General features: G+C 60.6%; 18 protein-coding genes and 1 tRNA gene. 3 read left to right on the plus strand and 16 right to left on the minus strand.

What is annotated here, in order from left to right; all coding sequences use genetic code 11:
- Positions 1-91: 91 nt before the first annotated feature.
- The 7 genes from sufU to AC6CHY_RS16180 all read right to left on the minus strand — a co-directional run bounded on the left by sufU (position 92) and on the right by AC6CHY_RS16180 (position 6,394).
- Entirely contained in the window at positions 92-541 is a 450-nt protein-coding gene (gene sufU / locus AC6CHY_RS16150; protein ID WP_217388702.1) for a Fe-S cluster assembly sulfur transfer protein SufU, read from the minus strand.
- Complete coding sequence (locus tag AC6CHY_RS16155; protein WP_498227380.1) at positions 538-1,881, minus strand: SufS family cysteine desulfurase; 1,344 nt, start codon at positions 1,879-1,881, stop codon at positions 538-540. Before AC6CHY_RS16155 ends, sufU begins: the two co-directional genes overlap by 4 nt.
- Before the next feature lie 359 nt (positions 1,882-2,240).
- Positions 2,241-2,822 carry an aminoacyl-tRNA hydrolase gene (gene pth / locus AC6CHY_RS16160; RefSeq protein WP_217388700.1) on the minus strand — a complete coding sequence of 194 codons (582 nt, stop codon included), beginning with the start codon at positions 2,820-2,822 and terminating at the stop codon, positions 2,241-2,243.
- Between the two features lie 21 nt (positions 2,823-2,843).
- Complete coding sequence (locus tag AC6CHY_RS16165) at positions 2,844-3,419, minus strand: 50S ribosomal protein L25/general stress protein Ctc (protein WP_217388699.1); 576 nt, start codon at positions 3,417-3,419, stop codon at positions 2,844-2,846.
- Between the two features lie 306 nt (positions 3,420-3,725).
- Positions 3,726-4,706 (minus strand): ribose-phosphate diphosphokinase, encoded by a 981-nt coding sequence (locus AC6CHY_RS16170; protein ID WP_217388698.1) that lies wholly within the window; start codon positions 4,704-4,706, stop codon positions 3,726-3,728.
- 46 nt (positions 4,707-4,752) lie between these two features.
- Positions 4,753-6,225 carry a bifunctional UDP-N-acetylglucosamine diphosphorylase/glucosamine-1-phosphate N-acetyltransferase GlmU gene (gene glmU / locus AC6CHY_RS16175; RefSeq protein WP_217388697.1) on the minus strand — a complete coding sequence of 491 codons (1,473 nt, stop codon included), beginning with the start codon at positions 6,223-6,225 and terminating at the stop codon, positions 4,753-4,755.
- Positions 6,226-6,322: 97 nt separating this feature from the next.
- A tRNA-Gln gene (locus AC6CHY_RS16180) sits at positions 6,323-6,394 on the minus strand.
- A gap of 153 nt (positions 6,395-6,547) precedes the next feature.
- Here AC6CHY_RS16180 and AC6CHY_RS16185 point away from each other — a divergent pair.
- Positions 6,548-7,195 (plus strand): TetR/AcrR family transcriptional regulator, encoded by a 648-nt coding sequence (locus AC6CHY_RS16185; RefSeq protein ID WP_254455978.1) that lies wholly within the window; start codon positions 6,548-6,550, stop codon positions 7,193-7,195.
- A gap of 51 nt (positions 7,196-7,246) precedes the next feature.
- Here the strand turns inward: AC6CHY_RS16185 and AC6CHY_RS16190 are convergent, their stop codons facing one another.
- Entirely contained in the window at positions 7,247-9,370 is a 2,124-nt protein-coding gene (locus AC6CHY_RS16190; protein WP_498227381.1) for an Ig-like domain-containing domain, read from the minus strand.
- Positions 9,371-9,753: 383 nt separating this feature from the next.
- On the opposite strand from AC6CHY_RS16190, the gene AC6CHY_RS16195 reads away from it, so the two are divergent.
- Together AC6CHY_RS16195 and AC6CHY_RS16200 are read left to right on the plus strand one after the other, a co-directional pair.
- Positions 9,754-10,374 (plus strand): acyltransferase, encoded by a 621-nt coding sequence (locus AC6CHY_RS16195; RefSeq protein ID WP_498227382.1) that lies wholly within the window; start codon positions 9,754-9,756, stop codon positions 10,372-10,374.
- Between the two features lie 351 nt (positions 10,375-10,725).
- Complete coding sequence (locus AC6CHY_RS16200; protein WP_498227383.1) at positions 10,726-13,152, plus strand: WecB/TagA/CpsF family glycosyltransferase; 2,427 nt, start codon at positions 10,726-10,728, stop codon at positions 13,150-13,152.
- Positions 13,153-13,483: 331 nt separating this feature from the next.
- On the opposite strand, the gene AC6CHY_RS16205 is transcribed toward AC6CHY_RS16200, so the two are convergent.
- The 8 genes from AC6CHY_RS16205 to AC6CHY_RS16240 form a co-directional block, all read right to left on the minus strand.
- On the minus strand, positions 13,484-14,233 hold the full coding sequence (locus AC6CHY_RS16205) for a hypothetical protein (RefSeq protein WP_498227384.1): 750 nt from the start codon (positions 14,231-14,233) through the stop codon (positions 13,484-13,486).
- Complete coding sequence (locus AC6CHY_RS16210; protein ID WP_498227385.1) at positions 14,230-15,507, minus strand: O-antigen ligase family protein; 1,278 nt, start codon at positions 15,505-15,507, stop codon at positions 14,230-14,232. Before AC6CHY_RS16210 ends, AC6CHY_RS16205 begins: the two co-directional genes overlap by 4 nt.
- A gap of 68 nt (positions 15,508-15,575) precedes the next feature.
- Positions 15,576-16,427 carry a YveK family protein gene (locus AC6CHY_RS16215; protein ID WP_498227386.1) on the minus strand — a complete coding sequence of 284 codons (852 nt, stop codon included), beginning with the start codon at positions 16,425-16,427 and terminating at the stop codon, positions 15,576-15,578.
- A gap of 107 nt (positions 16,428-16,534) precedes the next feature.
- Positions 16,535-17,398, minus strand: a complete 864-nt coding sequence (locus tag AC6CHY_RS16220; protein WP_498227387.1) for a glycosyltransferase — start codon at positions 17,396-17,398, stop codon at positions 16,535-16,537.
- Positions 17,395-18,687, minus strand: coding sequence for a hypothetical protein (locus tag AC6CHY_RS16225; RefSeq protein ID WP_498227388.1), 1,293 nt, complete (start codon positions 18,685-18,687; stop codon positions 17,395-17,397). Before AC6CHY_RS16225 ends, AC6CHY_RS16220 begins: the two co-directional genes overlap by 4 nt.
- 20 nt (positions 18,688-18,707) lie before the next feature.
- Positions 18,708-19,559: a glycosyltransferase gene (locus tag AC6CHY_RS16230; RefSeq protein WP_498227389.1), complete on the minus strand. Its 852-nt coding sequence runs from the start codon at positions 19,557-19,559 to the stop codon at positions 18,708-18,710.
- 191 nt (positions 19,560-19,750) lie between these two features.
- A complete protein-coding gene (locus AC6CHY_RS16235) occupies positions 19,751-20,935 on the minus strand; it encodes a glycosyltransferase family 4 protein (protein WP_498227390.1) in 1,185 nt (394 codons plus the stop codon).
- Entirely contained in the window at positions 20,932-22,179 is a 1,248-nt protein-coding gene (locus tag AC6CHY_RS16240; RefSeq protein ID WP_498227391.1) for a glycosyltransferase family 4 protein, read from the minus strand. Before AC6CHY_RS16240 ends, AC6CHY_RS16235 begins: the two co-directional genes overlap by 4 nt.
- Position 22,180: the final 1 nt, after the last annotated feature.

Below are 22,180 nucleotides of genomic sequence, written 5' to 3' on the forward strand. Positions count from 1 at the left end.
CGGGGACGCCGCACACCAGAAGAGCCGGATTGGCTTGGCCGGGAAATCCCGGGCAAGCCAATCCGGCTCTGTTGTTTATGGGTGCGTTCCGCTATTCGTTGGCGGCCAGCAGGGCGGCCTCGGCGGCCACCCAGGAGAGCATCGCGCACTTGACGCGCGCGGGGAACTTGGACACCCCGGCAAAGGCCGCTCCGTCGCCCAGGATTTCCTCGTCCCCGGCCCGGGCGCCGCGCGAGCGCATCAGTTCGCGGAATTCGTCGAGGATGGCCATGAACTCCTCGCGTTCGATACCGGTGGCCAGTTCACTGAGGACCGACGCGGAGGCCATGGAGATCGAGCAGCCGTCGCCTTCCCAGGAAACGTTCTTCACGACGCTGCCTTCGACCTGGACGCGCAGCTGGATGTGGTCCCCGCACACGGGGTTGTGCTGCATCGATTCGCCGTGAGCCACGCCGTCCGGCGCCTCGAGCAGCCCGGCGCCGTGCCTGGCCTTGGCATGGTCCAGAATGATTTGTTGGTACAGCTGGTCCAGATCGTTCACTTGCCGACTCCAAAGTATCCGCGCACATCCGACACCGCATTGAGCAGGGTGTCGACGTCGCTGGTGGTGTTGTATAGGTAGCTGCTTGCCCGGGTGCTGGAGACAACGCCCAATGCCCGGTGCAGCGGCTGGGCGCAGTGGTGGCCCACGCGCACCGCAATGCCGCGCGAATCCAGGAACTGTCCCACGTCGTGCGGGTGCACGCCTTCGACCACGAACGGTGCGGTGCCGATGCGCGCGACACCCCGGTCCGGGCCCAGAACACGGACTCCGGGCATCGCGGCCAGGCCGGTGAGCATCCGATCCCCCAGGTGCTCTTCCCAGGCCGCGATGCGGTCCATGCCCACTTCGCGCAGGTAGGAAACGGCGGTGGCCAGGGCGTGGGCCTGCGAGATCCGCTGGGTGCCGGCCTCGAAGCGCATCGGGGCAGGCAGGTACTCGGCCTTCTCCATGGTCACCGAGGTGATCATGGAGCCTCCCGTGAGGAAAGGCGGCATGGCGTCGAGCAGCGCGGCGCGGCCGTACAGTCCGCCGATCCCCGTGGGGCCAAGCATCTTGTGCCCGGAGAACGCCATGAAGTCGACGTCGAGCGCCTTGACGTCGACGGGAAGGTGTGGAACCGACTGGCAGCCGTCAAGGACCGTCAGCGCCCCGACGTTGCGGGCCAGGGCCACCAGCGCCGACACATCGGTTACCGTGCCCAGCACGTTGGAGACGTGGGTGAAGGCCACGACCTTGGTGGCCGCGGTGATGATCGAGTCGGCAAGATCCATGCGCAGGGCGCCTGATTCGTCGACGGGAATGTACTTGAGGGTCGCGCCGGTGCGCAGCGCCAGTTCCTGCCATGGGATCAAATTGGCATGGTGCTCAAGCTCGGTGACGACGATTTCGTCCCCCGCGCCGAGCGCGAAGCGTCGTGCTACCTCTCCCCCAAGGCCGGCGCTGGCATTGCCGAAGGAGTACGTGATGAGGTTCAGCGCCTCGGTGGCGTTTGAGGTCCAGACGACCTCGTTGTCCTTGGCGCCAATGAACCCGGCGACGTCGGTGCGGGCCTGCTCGAAGATGTCGGTGGCCTCTACGGCCAGGGAGTGGGCACCGCGGTGGACCGCCGAATTGAAGTTCTCGTAGAAGTGCTGCTCGGCCTCGTACACGCAGCTGGGCTTTTGCGAGGTGGCCCCGGAATCCAAATACGTCAACGGGACACCGTTGACATTGCGACCCAGAATGGGGAAGTCTGCCCGCAACCGCGCGACCTCGACGTCATCCAGGCGCTTGGGAAGGGTATCTTGCGTCGTGGGCAATGCACTGGACACGTTGGGAACCTCCGAAGTTCGTTTCATGCCGACCACGCCGCATTGGTTCTCCGCCGCGCAACCTGCGGCATATTCCATGGTGCGATTCGTGATTACGGCATCATTTGCTTCGCTAATTCTCCCACGTTCGGGCCGCCGCGGCACATAAGTCGACCCTTACCAATTCGAATTCGACAGGGAAATGGCACAAAAAAGGGGCCGATAGCGGGATGGGGGTGGCCCAGTCTCGGAGGCCGCCCGCTACCGGCCCCTGGTCTTGGGGCCAACTGGCACTTGATCACTGTATGAGGCGCTTGATTGTTGAACAAATTACACATGGCGTGCGCAACCAAGCGCCAACGAACTTCATCGGCGCCAGCAGCCCGCGGCGTGAAGCCCTGAGCCCGCTAGGAGAGATTGAACTTGCGTTGCGCGATTTCCAGCCCGTGGTTCATCAATTCCTCCACGGCGTCAGCCGCCGCATCGGTCAGGAACGGAAGGGATTTCTTTTCGTCCTTGGAGAAGTCCTTCAGCACGTAATCCGCTGTTTCCATGCGGCCGGGAGGCCTTCCCACGCCCACGCGCACGCGCAGGTAGTCCTTGGTGCCCAGGGCCTTGGAGATGTCGCGCAGCCCGTTATGGCCGCCTTCGCCGCCGCCGAGCTTGACCTTGACGGTGTCAAAGGGAATGTCGATCTCGTCGTGCACGGCAATGACGTGTGCGGGATCGATACCGAAGAACTTTGCCAGATTGGCGACGGGGCCGCCCGAAAGATTCATGTAGGTCATCGGCTTCGCCAGAACGAGTCTGGGTCCCCCGATACCCATGCGTCCCTCGAGGATCTGCGCCCGGGAGCCGTGGGTCTTGAACTTTCCCCCGATGCGGGAGGCAAGCTCGTCGACGACCATCTGGCCAACATTGTGCCTGTTATGCGCGTAGCCGGGCCCGGGGTTTCCGAGCCCGGCTACGAGCCAGGTTTCGCTAGTCATGCGACAACCAAATTCAAGAAATTACTCGGCGGAAGCTGCCGATTCCTCTTCGGTCTCCGAAACAGCGGCATCGATCGTTGCAACGACGACGCTGCCGTCGATGGCAAGGGCGGTGCCCTCCGGGAGAACCAGGTCCGAGGCCAGGATCTGGGTACCTGCGGCCAGGCCCGAGACGTTGGCAACAACGTGCTCCGGAAGGGCAACTGCCTCGGCCTCGACGGCGATGACCGCGTGGTCCAGGGAAAGGGTGGAGCCGGCGGTGAGTTCGCCCTGGACCTGGACGGAAACCTCAACGATGACCTTTTCGCCCTTCTTGACGATCAGGAGGTCAAGGTGGTCAACGGTCTGGCGCAGTGCGTGGCGCTGGATGTCCTTCACCAGGGTGATGGTGTCTTCGCCGTCAACCGAGATGTTCAGCAGGGCGTTGGAGCCGCGGACTGCAAGGGTGGTGGCGGCGGCCGGCAGGAGGACGCGGACCGGGTCGGTGCCGTGGCCGTAGATCACTGCAGGGATCTTGCCGGCGCGGCGGGCCTGGCGTGCGGCGCCCTTGCCGAAGTCGGTACGCAGTTCGCCGTCAAGCGTGATGATGTTGCTCATGGTGTTCTCCTTGTGGAAGATGATTAATTGGTTCCTGCCCCGCTCGGGCCTAGAAGCAACATCATCCGATTCCCTCTAAGGAGAAGGACGCGTAGTGCGTTTCTAGCCTCGTCGATAACGGACCCCCATTTTCATGGGGTTCCCTCGCCTGGGCACAAGTCAATATTTTAGCAGGGCCCGGGTGCCCGACGGAAATCGTCGGCGTTCCACCGTTTCGGCCCCCATGGAAGCGGGCGCCGCCGCGGCTCCCGTCAGGGGAGCAGCAGCGGCGCCCGGCATCAAGCCAAGGTCCCGTGGGACGGGCTCCTAGGCGTCTCCGTCAAAGAGGCTGGTGACCGAGCCGTCTTCGAAGACTTCCTTGATGGCACGGGCCAGCAAGGGTGCGATCGACAGTACGGTCAGGCAGTCGAAGCGCTTGGACTCCGGGATCGGCAGCGTGTTGGTCACCACGACCTCGCGGGCTCCCGATTCGGCAAGGCGCTGCGCGGCCGGGTCGGAGAACACGGCGTGCGTGGCGGCAATGATGACGTCCTTGGCGCCGGCGTCCTTCAGCACCTTCACGGCTCCGGCGATGGTTCCGCCGGTGTCGATCATGTCATCGATCAACACGCAGGTGCGACCCTCGACCTGGCCGACGACGGTCTTGGAAACCGCCTGGTTCGGGACGGTCAGGTCGCGGGACTTGTGCACGAAGGCCAGCGGCGCGCCGCCGAGGCGCTCGGCCCACTGCTCGGCAACGCGGACGCGGCCGGTATCGGGGGAAACCACGGTGACCGGGTCGTCCCCGACGACCTTGCGGATGTAGTCGGCCAGCAGCGGGATGGCGAAGAGGTGGTCGACCGGGCCGTCGAAGAAGCCCTGGATCTGCGCGGTGTGCAGGTCAACGCTCATGATGCGGTCGGCGCCTGCCACCTTGAACATGTCGGCAACCAGCCGGGCGGAGATCGGCTCGCGCCCGCGGCCCTTCTTGTCCTGTCGGGCGTAGGGGTAGAACGGGGCCACGACGGTGACGCGACGGGCCGAGGCGCGCTTCATGGAGTCAACCATGATCAGCTGTTCCATGAGCCAGTTGTTCAGCGGCGCCGGGTGGGCCTGGATGACAAAGACATCCTTGCCTCGCACCGATTCGCCGGAGCGGACGTAGATCTCGCCGTTGGCGAAGTCGTAGGCACTCATCGGAAGCAACTCGGTCCCGAGGGCCGCTGCCACCTCTTCGGCAAGCTCGGGGTGGGCACGCCCGGAAGCCAGCACCAGCTTCTTATCTACGTTATGGCTCAGTTCGCTCATGGGATCGCTTTCTCGCTCGGACGGGGATCGGAAATGATGTGGAGGGTTACTTGACCTGGTCCGCGGATTCGGCGGTTGCGCCTGAATCCAGTGCGGACCTGAATGCGGCCTCCGCGGCCGGGGAACCGGGACGCTTGGAAATCGTCCAGCCCTCGGTGTTGCGTTGCGGAGCCACGGAAAGCGCAAGGGCCCCCGCCGGAACGTTTTTGCGCACGATGGCTCCCGCTCCCGTGTATGCGCCGTCCCCGATGCTCACGGGGGCGACGAACACGGTGTTGGAGGCGGTGCGTACGTGCGAGCCGATGACGGTGCGGTGCTTGTTCACGCCATCGTAGTTGGCGGTGATGTTGCCACAGCCGATGTTGGTGTATTCGCCGATTTCGGCATCCCCGGCGTAGCCCAGGTGCGAGAGCTTGGAGCCGCGGCCCACGACGATGTTCTTGGTTTCGTAGAAGGCGCCGATCTTGGCGTCCGGGCCAAGGTTGGTCTTGGGGCGCAGGTAGGCGAAGGGGCCGACCGACGAGCCGTCGGCAATGACCGAGTCGGTGACATCCGAGCGGACGATCTTGGCGCCGCGTCCGACCTGGGTGTTGGTCAGCGTGGTGTCCGGGCCGACGACGGCATCGGTGCCGATGGCGGTGGTCCCATGCAGCTGTGTGCCCGGCTTGATGGTGACATCGGTGGACAGGGCGACCTCGACATCGATCCAGGTGCTGTCCGGGTCGATGATGCTGACCCCGGCGCGCATCCACTTTTCCAGGATGCGGCGGTTCATTTCCTTGCCAAGCGCGGCCAGCTGGACGCGGTCGTTGGCACCTTCGACCTGCCAGGCGTCCTCGGTGACGACGGCCGCCACGCGGCCCCCCGTGGACCGGGCAATGCCCAGCACATCGGTCAGGTACATTTCACCCTGCGCGTTGTCGGTGGTGACCTCGGCCAGTGCCGAGCGCAGGACCTCCGCGTCAAAGGCGTAGATGCCGGAATTCACTTCGCGGATGGCGCGCTCTTCGTCGCTGGCATCCTTGTGCTCGCGAATGCCGGTGACGGTGCCGTCCTCGGCGCGCAGGATGCGACCGTATCCGGTGGCGTCATCCAACAGTGCGGTGAGCACCGTGACGGCGTTGCCTTCGGCGTCGTGGGTTGCAACCAATTCGGAGAGCAGTTCAGTGGTCAGCAGCGGAACATCGCCGTAGGTGACAACGATGGTGCCTTCAAGGGCCGGGTCCAGCTTCTCGAGACCCAATTGCACGGCTCGTCCGGTGCCGGGAATTTCATCCTGGTCGGCGATGACGACGTTCGGCTTGACCTGCAGGAGGTGCTCGACAACGCGTTCGCGTTCAAAGCGGACCACGGCCACGAGCGTTTCGGGTTCGAGGCCCTCCGCTGCGGCAAGGGCGTGCCCCACCATGGAACGGCCGCCAATTTCATGCAGGATCTTGGGTTTTGCCGATTTCATTCGGGTTCCCGCGCCTGCGGCGAGAACGATGACAGCGGCTGGTGCGTTGGCGTGAACGCTCAAGATTGGTACTCCCCTGTACTTTGGCTAGCCGGACCGGCCGGGCCAGGCCTCATCATTCTATCCCGGGAGAACACCGGGATTTTCAATGAGTGGTGCGTTCCGCCCATAGGATTCGAACCTATACTCCACAGCTCCAAAGGCTGGGGTGCTGCCATTACACCAGGGCGGAATGTGCGCTGAGCTTGCCTCACCGGCACAGTGAACTATTCTGCCACGACTGGAGGCATCGATGCGACTTCAGGGACGGCGGCGCGTTAATCCTCCGTTCACACCACGGTGACTTGGCATGGTTTATGCCGCTCCTGTGCTTACCATGATGCCTATGAGCCCCACCGCACGCCCGCGCACGCGAATGACCGGAGTACAACGACGACTCCAGCTGATCGATATCTCCCGCCAGCTGTTCTCCTTGCGGGGCGTTGACGGAACCACGATCGAGGAAATCGCCCGCGCGGCCGGTGTGTCCAAGCCCATTGTCTATGAGCACTTTGGTTCCAAGGAAGCGCTTTACATGGAAGTGGTCACCAACGAATACCGGGAACTGCTGGGCCGCATCACGGAGTCGCTTTCCGGTGACGACTCTTCACGGGTGTTGTTGGAGAAGGCCGCGCTTGCGATGCTGACCTATATAGAGGACAGCACCGAGGGCTTCCGCATCCTGGTGCGCGATGCCCCGCCGTCCCAGCCCGAAGGCACGTACTCCACGCTGTTGACCAAGGTGACGGAGCAGGTCGAGCACATCCTGGCCGACGAGTTTTCCCGCCGAGGGTTCAGCTCCGAGGACGGATCGATATACGCACAGATGCTCGTGGGCATGGTCGCCATGACCGCCCAGTGGTGGCTGGATGCCCGGCACCCCGACAAGCGAACGGTTGCCGCCCATGTGGTGAACCTGGCCTGGTATGGCCTGACCGGCCTGCGCAAGGAACCGGGTCTCCGCGAGGGACAGGCCGACGCGCCGTCCGAGTAGCGGGCCCGTCCGTCGCATGACGGTTTTCCAAGTGTTCCCGGTGCGCCGCGGCTATTTGTAGGTCGCCTCGAAGGACCCACTGGCCGCATCGAAGACTGCGTATTCGACGCCCTTGACCGTTTCGACCATGAAGTCGATGTCCTCTCCCCGGGACCGGATCCCGGTCAGCGAGCCGTCGACGGAACCGGTCGGAATCATGGTCTTGAGCATTCCGTGGGTCCCGGGGTCAACGTCGAGTTCAAACGAAAGCTTGCCGCCGTTCCAGTGCATGCTGGCGAAACTCGATGCGTTGCGGGCATCCGCCCATTCCAAAAGTTGCTTGGCCGAAACCATCGGAACGGAGTTGCGGATCGCTATGTCCATCAGCTCGACATCGAATTCGTTGCTGAAGTCGTAGTGGGTCCCGAACGCCCCGTAGAACCCTTCGGGCCCCGTTGCCCGAGCCAGGAGCCGCTCCACCGCCCGTGGATTCGATGCAAAGACCTCATCGACCAGGTGAGTTTCCTGTTGGTAGACATTTATTAGCCGCCCCTCGGGGTCGCTGAAGCGCATGGGGATCCCGGACCCGGTCATGAAGCCGGCTCGCCCCCGGACCCAGTCGCCGGGCCAGTAGTAGTAGTTCATGTCCATGCGCATACCCCAGCTGCGCTCGGCGGTTGCCTGCGAAGACCAGTCGCTCCACGCGATGCAATGCATCCTGTTTCCCGTTTGTGGCGGAAGTTCCGGATATCTTGTTCGGAACTCACCCAGGGATTGCGAGAAGGCCAGCATCAGTGACCGAGCGTTCCAGTCCGTGCAGCCCGTGGTGACGTGGGCGCCGATGTCGAATCCCCGGTCGGTGTAGGTCTTGGCAGCCTCCGAACCGAGGCCGGAGTTTGAATACAACCACGAGGTCGCCCGAAAGCACTCCCAATGCTCAACGGAGCAGCCCTCGGGGCTGAGCTCGTTCAGCCGCTCGAAAGTCTTCGCTGTCCCGTTGGGCGTTCCGTGGTCGTCCGATGCCATGACCAGGACGGCTTTGGCGAATTTCGGGAAGTACCAGAACTTGGGCATCGGCCCGTTGTCTTGGTTCATGTAGCCGATCAAATTGGAGAATAGCCGCATTTGCTCGTCGGCTTGGGGGATGTGCGCCTTCGACAGGTCCAGGTAGTCCTTGCCCTTGGAACCAAAAAACAAGTCGTTGGACCTGATGGGCGCAATGCCGTCGCGTTCTTGCCCCACCCAGTCAGGGTTTCCCTGCCTCGTGAGCGCCGTGGATTTGGCAAGGTTGAAGGAATACGCGGCAACGGAGCCGCGGTCGTCGTTTCCCGATTTCAGGGTTATGGCGGGCGGTCCACCCGGATCGTTTTCCGTTTCCCTGAGCCAGGCGATGGCGCGGGTACCTTGCTCCAGCCCAAGGATCACCGAGTCTCCGTGGAATTGAATGGGTTCGGCGACAATGCCCAAGCCTGGTGCTTGCGCCGTGTCCACCTGAACATATCCATCGCGCGGGCCCGGACCCAGGTGCGTCACGCCAGCAAGATCGGCAATCCTCCCCGTCGGGCTCATGGCAACGAGATTTCCGTGTTCATTTTCGACCCAGTGGGCGATCATGTCCTCCTTTTCCGCTGCCACTGTCCCGGCACCCAGAATTGCCAGTTCGTGGGATTTGAGGATCGCTGGCGACACGTCGTCAATTGAAATGGTTTCAAAGGTGTTCAGCCCCTCGGAGCGGAGGATCTCGGAAAGGTTCGCGGAGAATTCATGATCTTCATCGAGGATCAGCAGGATCGAGCCGCCGGGGCCCTCGGAAATCGGGGTCTTGTCGGGCACGAAAAAGGACCATGTAGTCAGATCCGTTGACTCGTTGGTGGTTTCCTTGTCCCGTACCGAAGCCACATATTTACCTGGCTCCAAGGCCCTCGACGGTTCAAAAATGATGGATTTGCGGTCACCGCCCAATTCGAGATCGCCCTCAACCGACATTCCCCGCTGGTCGTATAACATCAGGTCCAGCCCGCCGGGCTCGCTGGCTATCGGCCTATCCAGCCATGCGACCACCGCGGCTGCATGCGAAACGGATTCCGCGCCATCTCGGGGGAAATGTGAAACGATTTCCGCTCCGCGTGTTGCCTGTGCATAGACCAGAGAACCGCCGGTCAGCACCGCCAAACCCAGGAACGCGACTATTGCCATGATTTTTCGTTTAGCGCTGCGACGTAAGAACCCCATGACGTAATTTCCCCAAATTCACGGCAAGCCCCGGTCCCCCATGGCCCGAGTGAGATAGAGACTATCCGCCGCCCGCGGGTTATTCAACCTTTCAGACAAGGCCTGCCCCGAGGCTGCCGTTGCGGGTCAACGGGCGGCAAAGTCCGCCTTCGACCAGTGGCAACCGCCACGACACTCGTAAATTACGCGTTCACGAGTCCGGGGCCACCCAATTAGCACTCACTTTGGGCAACCGATATTGAAAGCACCCCTAACCGCCCCTAACGTCACTACTAGAAGTGTCACATAGCTTTTGGGGGGATACTTCGTGAGCCTGATCTCGGGCCCATGCATTGGGGGAAAAATAAATGACTCGCATTGAAAACAGCGCCGATGTATCGCCGGAAGCGGTAATCGGCGCTGACACGAAGATCTGGCATCTGGCTCAAGTGCGCGAAGGCGCAGTCCTGGGCAAGGGGTGCAGCATCGGGCGCGGGGCGTATATTGGGCCCGAGGTCAGGCTGGGGAACAACTGCAAGGTACAAAACTACGCGCTGGTCTACGAACCCGCCCGCTTGGCCGATGGCGTCTTCATCGGTCCGGCGGCGGTATTGACCAACGACCTGTTTCCACGGGCAATCAATCCGGACGGCTCGCTCAAGAGCCCCAACGACTGGGAATCCGTCGGCGTGACCGTTGGCAAGGGGGCTTCGATCGGTGCCCAGGCGGTGTGCATCGCTCCGGTGACCGTCGGGCCCTGGGCTATGGTCGCCGCGGGTGCCGTGGTGAACCGCAATGTGCCGGCCCACGCCATCGTCGTGGGGGTCCCGGCACGCCAAGTCGGCTGGGTCGGAGAGGCGGGGCATCCCTTGCATCCGGATGGCGACCATTGGGTATGTCCAATCAGCGGAAGTCGCTATCGCGTGGCCGCGCACGGTTTGGAACGAATCTCTCAGGCGGACGTCCCGGACGCCGGCTTCGCGCACTAGGCCATTCGAGGGCGCGGCTTCCGCATGGCCATGGAACCGAACGCCGCACCCCGGACTTGGAAGGGCAGGACCATGTCATCTGAATACAGACGCGTAGATCTGGCAGGCATAGTCGTCGACCTGCTTCAGCGGCAAGACGCGGTGGCCCGGATCATCGACCATTCAACTTCCGGCCGCTCGGCCGGACAGGACCGCACGAGGCCCTTGTCAGTTGTATCGGCCAATCTCGACCACGTCGTCCAGTTCGGTGCCGGCGGCCGTTGGCATGGGGTGCTAGGCGATTCCCTCAGGCCCACGCAACCACTGCGCCTCCTGCAGGCCAATGCCCCTTCCGGAGACAGGACGCCCGATATGGAGTGGCTGACCTTGTTGGACGGTGCGCCGCTGGTTGCCCAGTCCAACCGTCTCACCGGCGGCAGCTGGCCGCGTCTGGCCGGCAGCGACCTGATCGGGCCGATATTGAACGAGGCGGAGCGGACCGGACTGTCCGTAGGCTTCTTGGGAGGATCGGCCGAAATCCACGACGAACTCTCGCGCACCCTGGCGGAGCACCGACCGCGGCTTCAGGTCAGCGGCTTCTGGGCGCCGGCACGCACCGAGTTGGAGGACCACGATGCCTCCGTGGCGCTGGCCAATGCGATCCACCGAACCGACACCGACATCCTGGTCGTGGGGTTGGGAAAGCCGCGCCAGGAATTATGGATGGCCGCCTACGGGACGCTGACCGGAGCACAGACCCTCCTCGCTTTCGGTGCCGTGGTGGATTTCCTGGCCGGGGCGGTAAGGCGTGCACCAACCTGGGTTAGCGACAGGGGGCTGGAGTGGGCTTGGAGGCTAGCCGCGGAACCCCGGCGGATGGCCCGCCGCTATCTGGTCGACGACCCGCCCGGCCTGCTAAAGATCCGTCGTGACAGCAGCGTTCTTGCAGACGATGAGCCAGTCATCGACAGTGTCCAGCCGCAGGTGGAAACCATACGGTCCCACGCTCCGCTGGCCAGTTTCGTCGGTCGTCACGACAGCGCCGATGTGACCGTCCTGGTGGTTACCTACAACAACGAGGACACGATTGATGACCTGATGCTCAGTCTTCGCCGGGAGGCGCTCACATTGGCCCTGCGCGTTGTCGTGGCCGACAACGGTTCCGTGGACGGAACGCTGGAACGTCTCCAAGCCCATCCGGATGTCATTGCGGTGTCCACGGAATCGAACCTGGGCTACGCCGGGGGGATCAATGCGGTTCGGTTCCTTGCCGGGGATTGCTCGGCCGTGCTGGTCCTGAATCCCGATCTGACAGTGGGCACCGGAGCCATCGCCGCAATGCTGGAGCGGCTCGTCATCTCGGGTGCCGGCATCGTGGTTCCACGCCTCCTGCAGGGCGACGGCAAGACCTATCCTTCCCTTCGCCGGGAGCCTTCCCTTGGCCGCGCCCTGGGCGATGCGCTCCTGGGCGAGCGGCTTCCGCAGCGCCCAGTCTGGACGTCGGAGATGGAATTCAATCCGGAGTGCTACGCCCACCCGCACCAGGTCGACTGGGCCACTGGCGCGGCACTGTTGATCGATGCCGGGCTGGACAGGCGTCTAGGCGTCTGGGACGAACAGTTCTTCTTATACTCCGAGGAGACAGACTACTTCCGGCGTGCCAGGGAGTCCGGTGCAACCATTTGGTATGAACCCGAAGCCGTCATGACGCACCACATGGGAGGCTCCGGTGCCTCGGTCGCCCTCAATGCGCTCATGGCGGCCAACCGCGTCCGATACGTCCGCAAGCACCGGTCTGCCCGGTACGCCTCCGCGTTCAAGTCCGTGGTGGTCCTACACGAGGCGCTGCGTTCCGCCAGGCCAGGCCACCGCGGGATCTTCAGCCTTGTCTCCAACGAACAACGCTGGAGCGAACTACCCCGCGCAACGCAGGAACCCGGCTGCACATTTGGCTTTCCGCCGGGAGCTGTCATCATTCCTGCACACAACGAGTCTTCGGTCATCGCGCGGACCTTGGCGCCTCTGGCCGGGTTGGCCGCCAGTGGCGCCATCGAGGTGATTGTCGCCTGCAACGGCTGCACCGATGACACCGCGGAGATCGCCCGGGGCTTTGCAGGTGTCAAGGTCCTGGAATCACAAATACCTTCAAAGGTTGCTGCCTTGAACTTGGCAGACAGTGAAACCACGGTATTCCCCCGCCTGTACCTGGACGCAGACATCGGCATCACGCCATCTGCCCTGCGCATGACCTTCGACTACTTGTCGCGGCCCGAAGCGCTTTCTGCACGGCCGGCATTCGAATACGACACCGTCGGTGCATCGTGGCTGGTCCGCGCGTTCTACCGAGCCCGCCGCCGGATGCCGGCAACCAACGAGGCCCTGTGGGGAGCCGGCGCCTATGGCATGAGCGAAGCCGGACGCAAGAAGTTCGATAAATTCCCGGAGCTCACCGCGGATGACCTTTATGTGGACCTCCAGTTTTCGGCCGAGGAAAAGCGGATTCTCCTGTCACCGCCGGTCCGGGTCTTCACTCCTCGCACCGCCACGTCGCTGCTGCACGTTCTGGGTCGAAATTACCGCGGACAGAACGAGCTGGTGGCAACAGTGCGCACCGGGTCGGAGGATAGATCGCGGGGGACGCTTCGATCCCTTACCCAGTTGATGGCTTCGGTTTCCGGACCATTCTCGGCAGTCGACGCAGGGGTCTACGCCTCGCTTGTCTTTGCCGGCCGCATTCGTGCAGTGAAGACGGGAAAACGTTCTGTTCGACCTTGGGAAAGGGACGATTCAAGCCGCTAACGGATAGCTCAGCTCGCATTTACTTGTACTGTGACAATGCAGAACAGGTCTTGTGAACGGCGGCCTAATGACACTGCGGATCTTGCCGTCAGAGGTAGAACCATGGCGGCGCTGTCCCATTCCACGGGAACCCTTCAATGCTCGGTCCGAGTCTCCGCTGCCCGCTCCGGGCCCCCCAGTGGACCCGCGGCGGCAGAGCCACAACTACCATCACCAACAGTCGACCGGTGGTTCCGAAATTCCAGATCCGCGTCGATTTCCACTGGTCCAGCCTCGTCCCCATGCCAGGAAAATTCCCGTATCGTACGCCCGACAGTCTCCCGGAGGACGTCTACTGGGCTTCCGTCATGCCATTCAACGAGCCCTGGCCAATTCCAGGGGGAACATATCTCGGGGCTGACAAAAGGCGTCCCTTTCTCCGCCGTTTCACATGATTGATCAGGCGGTCTCCGACGTGTGCCGCAGCAACGCTCAACCCAAGTGTCAGCAATAGCAGGGCGACTTCCGCTCTGCTGCTGCGGACGCCGACGTGGGCGATGCTAGGCGTCTCCGGAGACAGCTCAGTCGATATGAACGCTTCAGGTTTGACGCCAAGACTCTTTTGAGGGGTAACGGCCAGATCCTGGAGCCTGAGGACAATCCTGTCGAGTTCGTGCTGAACATCCGCGCTGTTTTCCCCAACAACTTCGATGGTTATTGCTGGTTTGTTGAAATTTGTCTGCCACTGTCCACCGGCGTTCGGAAGGTAGACCGCATGGCCTTCGCGAATGCCCGAAGCGTAAAGTGGCGCAGACGTTCCGCGTGGCACCTTGACGGGGTCTTCCCCATTGAACTGGCGTTCAACCAGCGCAGCGTAGTACACGGTTCGTCCGGGATCGGCTCGCAAGGTATTTCCGCCGACCGCCGCCGGCGGCGGCAAGAACAAGATGTCCGCGCTGGCGTAAAAGACACCCGAGGAAGCATGTGCGGCGGAGAAGAGTGGCAACATACAAAGTATTGTGATCAGAACCAAATACCACCGCCTTAAGAGTACACTTCCCTTATCTCTTATGCGGATGCCGATTCTCTGAAAAGTATTCACGATGCAGCCATCGACTTGTCCGGCGAACCAGCACTATCGGGAACATGGCGGATATTCATATATGCTCCACTCATTCCTGATATAAGGAAAATCATGTTGCATGCCTGCGGGAAAGCGAAACTGTCGTAAAATGCCGAAAGTAGTCCGCCGGCAACCATCGACGCCACCAGCGCCATCCCCATCCCGCGTATGACCGGCTCCCGGTAATGTCTCCGCGCACTCATCGCCACGGCCAGACTCATCCCCAGCAATGCCAAAAACGCCAGCAGCCCCACTACTCCTATCTCAATCAACGTCACTAGATACTGGTTGTCCAGGATTCGATACGACGGCAAGAAAGTGCCAAATCCCCTGCCGAAGAACGGGCTGACCGAGACGAACTCCAAGACAGCGTCGTAGCTGCCTGTTCGCGAGCTGACGCTGGTGTCGTCGCCGACGAACATCCCCACGATGGTCCCCGCCATGCCGGGTACCGCAAAGTAAACCACCACCAATGCAAGCCCCAACATGATTGCTATCCCCTTCCGGAACGCAGTGGGCCAGGTGGGGAAAAGGACCACAAATACCGCAGCAACGCCAATCAGCGCCGATCTGGTGACCGAAAGTACCGATGAAAAGGTAATAGCCGCCACCGGATACCACCGGATCAGCACGGACCGTCGCCTGTCGTATATTGCAAAGGTGAGGCAGAAAGGAAGTGTCATTGCAAGGACGGTGGCGTATTCCAGAGGATGCATCGCAGTTGCCTCGGACCGTGCGAACCCGGCACGATCGTCGATCCCTGCCACGCCGGTTGACGACAGCCCCGGAATCTGGATCGAGTCCACAATGCTCAGTCCACTAAAGAACTGAATCAGTCCCAGCGTCGCGTAGAGACCTGCAACCAAACACAACCGACGCATCAAGGTCATGAAGCGGTCAGGATTGGGAACGCCGTCGTTGGCCACCAACATGATCCCAAGCAATGCCGCGACCCTAAGAATCCCCATGTCGGCAACGCTCGCCTCCGTTTGGGGCAGCGAGGTTAACGCCGATTTTGCGTAGCTGGCCAGCACCGCGCCAGTGAAGCAGAATGCCGCAATGCGCACCCATTGAATGCCCCGGGCCGACATCTCGTCGCCGTGGCGAAGTTGGTGCCAACACCACCACAGCAATCCACCCAAACCGAAGAGGGTGGCGAGCGAACCGGCACCGCCCAGCGCCCCGATCCGCCTGTCGGAAGGTATGAAAAAAAGAACCACGAAAAATAGCGTCAGCACGGTGACCGCATCCATTGGCGGAACTATGCGGCGCAGTGAGAGCCCGGCAGCTGGGCGAGTCTTTTCCACTGGGTTTTCACGCCTTACGGCTCGATCGAAGAAGAGATCAAATCATCTTTTCCCGACGCAACATTGCTGCCGTCGGCGCTTGGCTCCGGACGATCCAACGCGGCTCTTGGGGATTCCGTCCGGTTTCCGGGCCTCAGCCTGAGCAACTCACCCGGCACTTCGCCGGGGTTCGACTCCCGATTGGCACCGTCCACCGTTTCCGGCGTTTCATTCGTGGCAACTAGTTTTGTTTTTCTTACCCGACCGCCGGCACCGTGGGCCCTTCGGGCCCTTCGTCGGGTGATCATTCGGTCAATCAACCCGGTCCCCAATACCGTGATCGCCATTCCGGCAGCCCCGCCTGCCAAGACAGCCCTCATCTGCTTCTTGTTGACTTCCTCGGCGGTGGTGTCCATAACAATCGTCATTGCCGTGATGCGAGCATTTTTCGGAATCTTAAGTTGATCCTGCAACAACTTCAGGTTCTCGGGGATCACCTTGACCACCTGCCCCAGAACCTTTAGCGTTTCTTCCTCCGTACCTGCTTCGGCGCCTACGAGCATGATCGGTCCGGCCGTGTTCTGATCCTGCCCGATGGTGTAATTGAGGTCCGAGCGTTTATGCAAGATCGGATCAGCAACCGTTGGTGAACTCATCCGCACAGTTAGGACGCTCAGCGCCTGGTCGAGTCCACCCATATAGAGGTAGGGGTTTTCCCCTTCAATGACAGCGGTCGCGGGTGGAACCAGGACGACACTTGAAGTTGCTTCATACGTGACGGGAACAACTTGGAACAGGTAATAACTACCGACGCCTGTTACGAGCAATCCAAAGAGCACCAGGTACCAGCGGCGAAGAAGGCCAAATGCCAAATCATGCAAAAACATTTCGCCGCCCTGTTCTCGATGTCAACGCAAGGCACATGCTGCCCGTTCCCATTTCTTTCGCATCATGAATCATTTTCGGACTCCCCAGTCAAGTCATTGAATAGAAATCATTTTTGAACTCTTTGCAGACGATTCTTCAGATCGTCCAGGCCCTCCTTCCCTACTACTTGCAGAGTCATGTTCTTGATTGTGGATCGTGCGGCATCCCTAAGCTGCCGCTTCGGCAAGTGCCATAGATTGTCAACAACGATCTCCGCGTTCCTTGGATCAGCCACGTCATCGAGCATTCTTTCAAACAAGTGGACGTACGGTCCCGCCGCGATTCTTCGCCCACGGACACGGTTGCTGACGTTCAGATCGTGAATCACCTGCAGCCAGGCGGCCTCGCCCCTGATTTCAACGGCGGGCATTTGCCTACCCAACAGGTTGTGCCAGTCTGCCCAGCAAGTCACTGCGGAATCCCAATCCTCGCGGACGGAACAGAACGCATTATTGTGGTCCGTGCGACTGTAAAGGCGGTCTCCGCTCTTTATGAGGCCTCGGGCCAAGTAAATTGCAGAGCGGGGATACGCAGGACGCGCACGTTGCAAGCGTTCCACGAAGTCAACGGCCAGGCCGTCATCGTTGTCGAGATTGGTGCTGAGCAGTTGCTCATGACGGGCGCCGGTTACTGCCCGAATATCGCTGATGAGCTCGTCATTCTCCACGACTTCCCGGAAGATCGCGGTGATCAGTCCGTCCGAAGACCAGTTACGGATCTTTTCGTGGAGCCAAGCAGGCGACTCCGGGTCAAAGTAGACAATCCAATGAAAATTACTGCTCGTCTGGGACTTTACCGAGGGGAGGCAATACCGCTCGAACAGTGAAACGCGGTTGGACAACCAACCGTCACGGGCACGAATAAAACTCTCAGGTCCTTTGGAAGGCAAATTGAATCTCGTCAAAAGGACGTGATCGACATTTGAATTCATAACTTCACCTTGTAGATGTGGTAGGTATATTCTTCTTCGAATGTGTCGCTGAATTTTCCAGCGGAATCTTGTGAAAGCAATCGGTTCTCGAACAAGACTTCAATAGGTTTCCCGCGCAACTGAGAGGGCATCTCAAACGTTCGGATTCCCGGGTCAGGATTGTCGTCAAGCATTGCGAATATGTATGCAAACCCATCCTTGGCCTTTAGCATGGTGTCCAGCCCTTCGCCAAAATCGTGCACATGTGTCTGCGTATTGAGTACCGGTGCCAGCTCGTGGATCTTGTTGTTGATTTCGCCTGCTGCTGCGACTTGGTCCTTTGCACAAAATTCGGGGTCCACCATGGTTTGGCGCACCAGGGACCCTCCGGTGCAATCTCCGTTCAGGCTCTGGTTAAAGTACACCAACCCGCGGGCCTCGTGAATTATCGAGTTCATCACTGCGCCCTGCAATTCTCCCGGCTTGATGTTGGCTACAAATGCCTGGTCTTCGCCTGGGCCGCCATTAAGAATCTCCACAAACTGCCACATGCGTTGCAAGGCGCCGTCAGTGAGGTCACGCGCCCGCAGCGAATCCATGGTCTTGCCGTAGCTCGACGCGCTCCGGCAGTTCGTGGAATCCACCGGTGTCAGGTACTCAACGGGAGATGGTTCCCAGTCACAGAATGGAACGGTGTACCAATACATATCTATCGACGCGACGTCGCTGTATTCGTTGACGTACCTTTCCGAGTCCTCGGCCTTCATATCCTTGCCCATTACAATTTGTGTGAAGTTGGCATAGTCGAACCGGCCACTCCCCTCCAGACCCATCTTGGCGCTCTCGAGTTCGGCGTGGCCTTCTTCTGGTGAGAATCTGCCGTCCACTTCATCGCCAAGGAAATTCCCGACCCAATTTTTGCTTTCCTCGGTGAAGGATGCATTGAGCGGTGGACCAATCCAATAAACGTCGTTGTCCTCGAATAGCCGATAGGGTGTCGAATCCGACATGCCTATATAGGAATTGAAACCCAAGGATTTGTCATAGATTGCCTCTTCATTCGTGCTTAGGCCGTTGTACCAGAGCACTATCGGAAAGAATCCCGGATTGTCCCATTCCGCCTTTTTGGTTTTTGGGAATTGAGCCCAGTACTCGGCGCCCCCTTCCCAAGGCAATAACGGAAGGTCCAACAGGCTGCCGAACTCGAGCTGCTGCGCCGGTCCATCTGATTCCCTCGGCGGGGTAGGCACCGTTTTCTCTGCCGTGCAAGAAACGGCGAAAAGCACGGCAACAACGGCGCAGAAGATCATGACCCCTTTTTGGCGGCGTTTCATAACAGTCGCCCGTAGAATCGCCCCAGGTCGTCTCGCAACCCGTCCTGGGTGTAATGGTTGCGGATCCGGGACGCCGCCTTGATACCGTATTCTTCCCGTTCTTGATCATTCAGGTTCATTGCGGCCAGCATTTCCTTGACCAGTCCCGTGGAATCAATGACCTGTCGGGAGTAGGCCGGGTCAAAGAACTCGTTGCCCCCTCCACCGGCATAACCAACGACATAGCAACCGGTCGCCATTGCCTCGGCCGGCGGAAGCCCGAAGCCGTCACGGTCACTCAGGCTCATGAAGATGGAACTGCGCCGCAGAATATTCCCCATCTCCGTCTCGGAACGACCCTGAATCCGTTCGACCTGCCAACCGCCCGCCGTCATTGCCCCATTGGCACGCAGAACGTGAAGAACTTGGTCCAGTTCGGCTTCTCGTCTCGACGGCACGTAACTGATCCGACGGGGGGCCGACTCCTCGCGCAGCCTGAAGGTGATTGGATCGATGACGTTTCGGGCCACGGAAACATCCATCCAAGGAAATGCGTATTTGAGCAGATCCGCACCATCCTGGGATACCGTGAGGATGCCTTCCAAGTGAGGGACGCCCCGGTATGGCGCCCCGGATTCTGTTGCATCGAAATCGATCTGGTCGAATGTATGGTGCGGCCCCTGGTTGAAGACAACTTTTCGCATATTTGCCGGAAGCGTGTGAAGCCCTACACCGTAGCACTCGGGAATCACCAGAATGTCGTTCGCATGAAATTTGATGTCCTTGGCTGAAATCACCGGTGCATTATGTTCAAACCAGTCACAAGTGAATCCATGTTCCGGGTGTAATACCGCGGCGTCGATGCCCATGTGGTTAAGCATTTCTACGTGACGGTAAATCACCTTGACCCCCCCACTCGGAGAGCGTTCGGCGGGCGAAAGATAATAGACAGTGGGTGCTACTGCTGCCGGGAGAACAGTGATTCGAGGCGGGATGCGCCAACGCCTGTCGGCTGCATTTTGATAGCCAAGGATCGCCCGGTTGAGCGATTGAAAAAGCCTCATGTCTGCTGCCCCGCTCTCCCTGGGCTGTAACCAGGTGACGATCGGTTGAATCCCGTCCCCACGGGTCTGGCGCCCAACCTTTCCACCTCGGCAATTATCCTGCTAGCCACGTCAGCCCATCTCGACGATGCCGCGGCCTGAGCCGCTTCCGCGCCGAGACGCCTGGCCACTTCCGGCTGGCAGAGCCGAAGCATGGCGGTTTCGATTTCGGCTGGGTTTGTTGGATCCACCGTGATCGCGCCTTGCCCCAGAAGTTCACCCGCGCCGCCAACGGCCGTGGCAATGACAGGCAGCCCAGCCGATGCTGCTTCGAGATACGAGATGGGCGACGGGTCAAACCTGCTAGGGAGCACGAAAGCTGTAGCCGTGGCATAAAGTCCGTCAAGATGCCTCTGCCCCTGTGAATCGCCCCGTGGGATCAGTCCATGTCCAACCACACCCGAGGCATCAATCCGGGGATGCTCCCCCACCAAATTTAGGGTGGAATCGGGGAATATGCGGTGCACCCTTTCGAATGCCGCCAAGACAGCAGCGCCGTTCTTTCGTTGCCAGTCAATTCCCACAAACAGAAACCGAGGTTTGGACCAATCCCGCTTTTCACTACTGGCGGTACGTGGTCGATGACCCATGCCTACCACCGCAATTTGGTCCCGTGAAACCGCATAGTCAGATTCGACTGACGCAGCCGCCCACTTTGTACTGGTGCAGCACAGGCTCGCGACACTGCAGGAGGCCGCTTGCCGACGAATCCACCGGTCCACATGGGACCGGGGAAAACCCGCTTGGCTGATATCCGATTCCGGGTGGTCAATCATTTGTTTGAAAGTGCCGTCATCGTAGGTGAGGCAAAGAGATCTTCCACGGAGCACAGCGGACAAATCGTACATTTCTGTTCCCATGGCCAGGACGGCGTCGAGGTCACCGGCCAGGTCCAGGCTCCTTGACAGTGCCCGGGTGCGGGCCCATTGTCGGACTTGCATCCGATCCGCAACCGCGCCACGTCTTCCGGTCATGCGAGAAAGTAGTGCCACCGCTTCGTGGATGCCATGTGGAATCTTGGCTCCGACGGGAACTACATCAACCCCGTTGTCTAAAAGTCCCTTCGCCAAACCGGCAGGTGTCCCGGACCAGTTTCCTGGATCCAATGGATCACGTGCCGGATACAGCAATCCGATTCTCATTTTTTTCCCCCAGTATTCATAGTCGCTACGTGGGTAGACACCCCAAGTCTCTTTCCGCCGCGCAGGACTGCTTCCATCGTCGCCCCTATCCGATGCAAAAAGCTAGACATTTCGGTAGAAAGATCCCTCGACCAAACAAGAAACCCAAACTGCTTCAGCGATAGCACATAGACGTCGGCAAGCTCGGCGGCCATGGCACGCAATCCGAATCGCCCGACGGCAAAATCACGTCCGTAGGTTCCAAGTGCGTCGCGCTTCTCGGGGTCGGACAGCAAGTCTTCCAAGGAGGAAACGAGCCGATCCACCGGGGCGTCCATGATGGAATCACTCCAGAAACTATTTCTAAACAATTCATCGGCGTTTTGCTCGGTAAAGGTCGTATACCAGCCGAACTCTCCTGCGACGATCAGCGGCTTGCCAAAAGACAGCGCACGCGCCGCGGAACCACCCATACCGATGACCACGTCCGCCGCTGAGTATGCCGGGCGAGGGTCTGCCAGGGGCCCTGCCATGACAACAACCTGGCGTCTATGGCGTTGGTTGACCGCAACGGCTTGTCTTTCGAGTCGAGCAAATGCGTCACCTGCCCCCACGATCACCAGCACGATCCCAGAGTCCGCAATCCGGTCCGCTGCAGCAATCGCTTGTTCAACGCCGCGAGCCTTCATGTCTTCATCAAGTCGGCTTACCATCACGATCCGCAATCGATCTGGCGCAATCCCGTGCCCGTCCAGGAAATCCCGTGGATCCACCGTGGTTCCATCATCACGATCTGTGTCTACGGGTGGACTGATGAGCTTCACCCCCGACCGGCGATCGGCCAGTTCTTCCAGAAGATATCGGGTCCCGACAATCAAGGCCGGGCTCTTGGGGGTTTGCGGATCGACAGCCATTTCGTAGATGGTCAGCGCAAGCGGGCGGCGTCCACCAAAACACGGGCCCCACCACGCTGGCCGTGCGGTCCATGACCCGTATACATGGACCATTGCTGCACCATGCCGGCGTGCCAGCCTCGACATCGTCACCGCACCTCGCAATGTAGTGCTCGGACGGTCAAAGACTTCCACCTCGACGCCCCGTTCGTGGGCAATTTCGAACAGCGACGGGCCGTCGGGGATCGTATCCCGTGGCCCCACCAGTACCGATTCAAAGCCGAACTTCTTGAGCTCGGCTGCTAGATCCACGGCGTTGATCTGTGTTCCCCCCAACGCCAGGCTATTGATCTGGACAAGAACCTTCACCATG

The sequence above is a fragment of the Paeniglutamicibacter sp. GQ140 genome (assembly GCF_059759235.1).

Bases quoted from the DNA above. Each gene is read 5' to 3' on its own strand.
- AC6CHY_RS16230 (WP_498227389.1), bottom strand. From the start codon at position 19,559: ATGGGCATCGACGCCGCGGTATTACACCCGGAACATGGATTCACTTGT.
- AC6CHY_RS16220 (WP_498227387.1), bottom strand. From the start codon at position 17,398: ATGAATTCAAATGTCGATCACGTCCTTTTGACGAGATTCAATTTGCCT.
- AC6CHY_RS16240 (WP_498227391.1), bottom strand. From the start codon at position 22,179: ATGGTGAAGGTTCTTGTCCAGATCAATAGCCTGGCGTTGGGGGGAACA.
- AC6CHY_RS16195 (WP_498227382.1), top strand. From the start codon at position 9,754: ATGACTCGCATTGAAAACAGCGCCGATGTATCGCCGGAAGCGGTAATC.
- AC6CHY_RS16165 (WP_217388699.1), bottom strand. From the start codon at position 3,419: ATGAGCAACATCATCACGCTTGACGGCGAACTGCGTACCGACTTCGGC.
- AC6CHY_RS16200 (WP_498227383.1), top strand. From the start codon at position 10,726: ATGGAGTGGCTGACCTTGTTGGACGGTGCGCCGCTGGTTGCCCAGTCC.
- AC6CHY_RS16225 (WP_498227388.1), bottom strand. From the start codon at position 18,687: ATGATCTTCTGCGCCGTTGTTGCCGTGCTTTTCGCCGTTTCTTGCACG.
- pth (WP_217388700.1), bottom strand. From the start codon at position 2,822: ATGACTAGCGAAACCTGGCTCGTAGCCGGGCTCGGAAACCCCGGGCCC.
- AC6CHY_RS16190 (WP_498227381.1), bottom strand. From the start codon at position 9,370: ATGGCAATAGTCGCGTTCCTGGGTTTGGCGGTGCTGACCGGCGGTTCT.
- AC6CHY_RS16185 (WP_254455978.1), top strand. From the start codon at position 6,548: ATGAGCCCCACCGCACGCCCGCGCACGCGAATGACCGGAGTACAACGA.
- AC6CHY_RS16235 (WP_498227390.1), bottom strand. From the start codon at position 20,935: ATGAGAATCGGATTGCTGTATCCGGCACGTGATCCATTGGATCCAGGA.
- AC6CHY_RS16215 (WP_498227386.1), bottom strand. From the start codon at position 16,427: ATGTTTTTGCATGATTTGGCATTTGGCCTTCTTCGCCGCTGGTACCTG.
- AC6CHY_RS16155 (WP_498227380.1), bottom strand. From the start codon at position 1,881: ATGAAACGAACTTCGGAGGTTCCCAACGTGTCCAGTGCATTGCCCACG.
- AC6CHY_RS16170 (WP_217388698.1), bottom strand. From the start codon at position 4,706: ATGAGCGAACTGAGCCATAACGTAGATAAGAAGCTGGTGCTGGCTTCC.
- AC6CHY_RS16210 (WP_498227385.1), bottom strand. From the start codon at position 15,507: ATGGATGCGGTCACCGTGCTGACGCTATTTTTCGTGGTTCTTTTTTTC.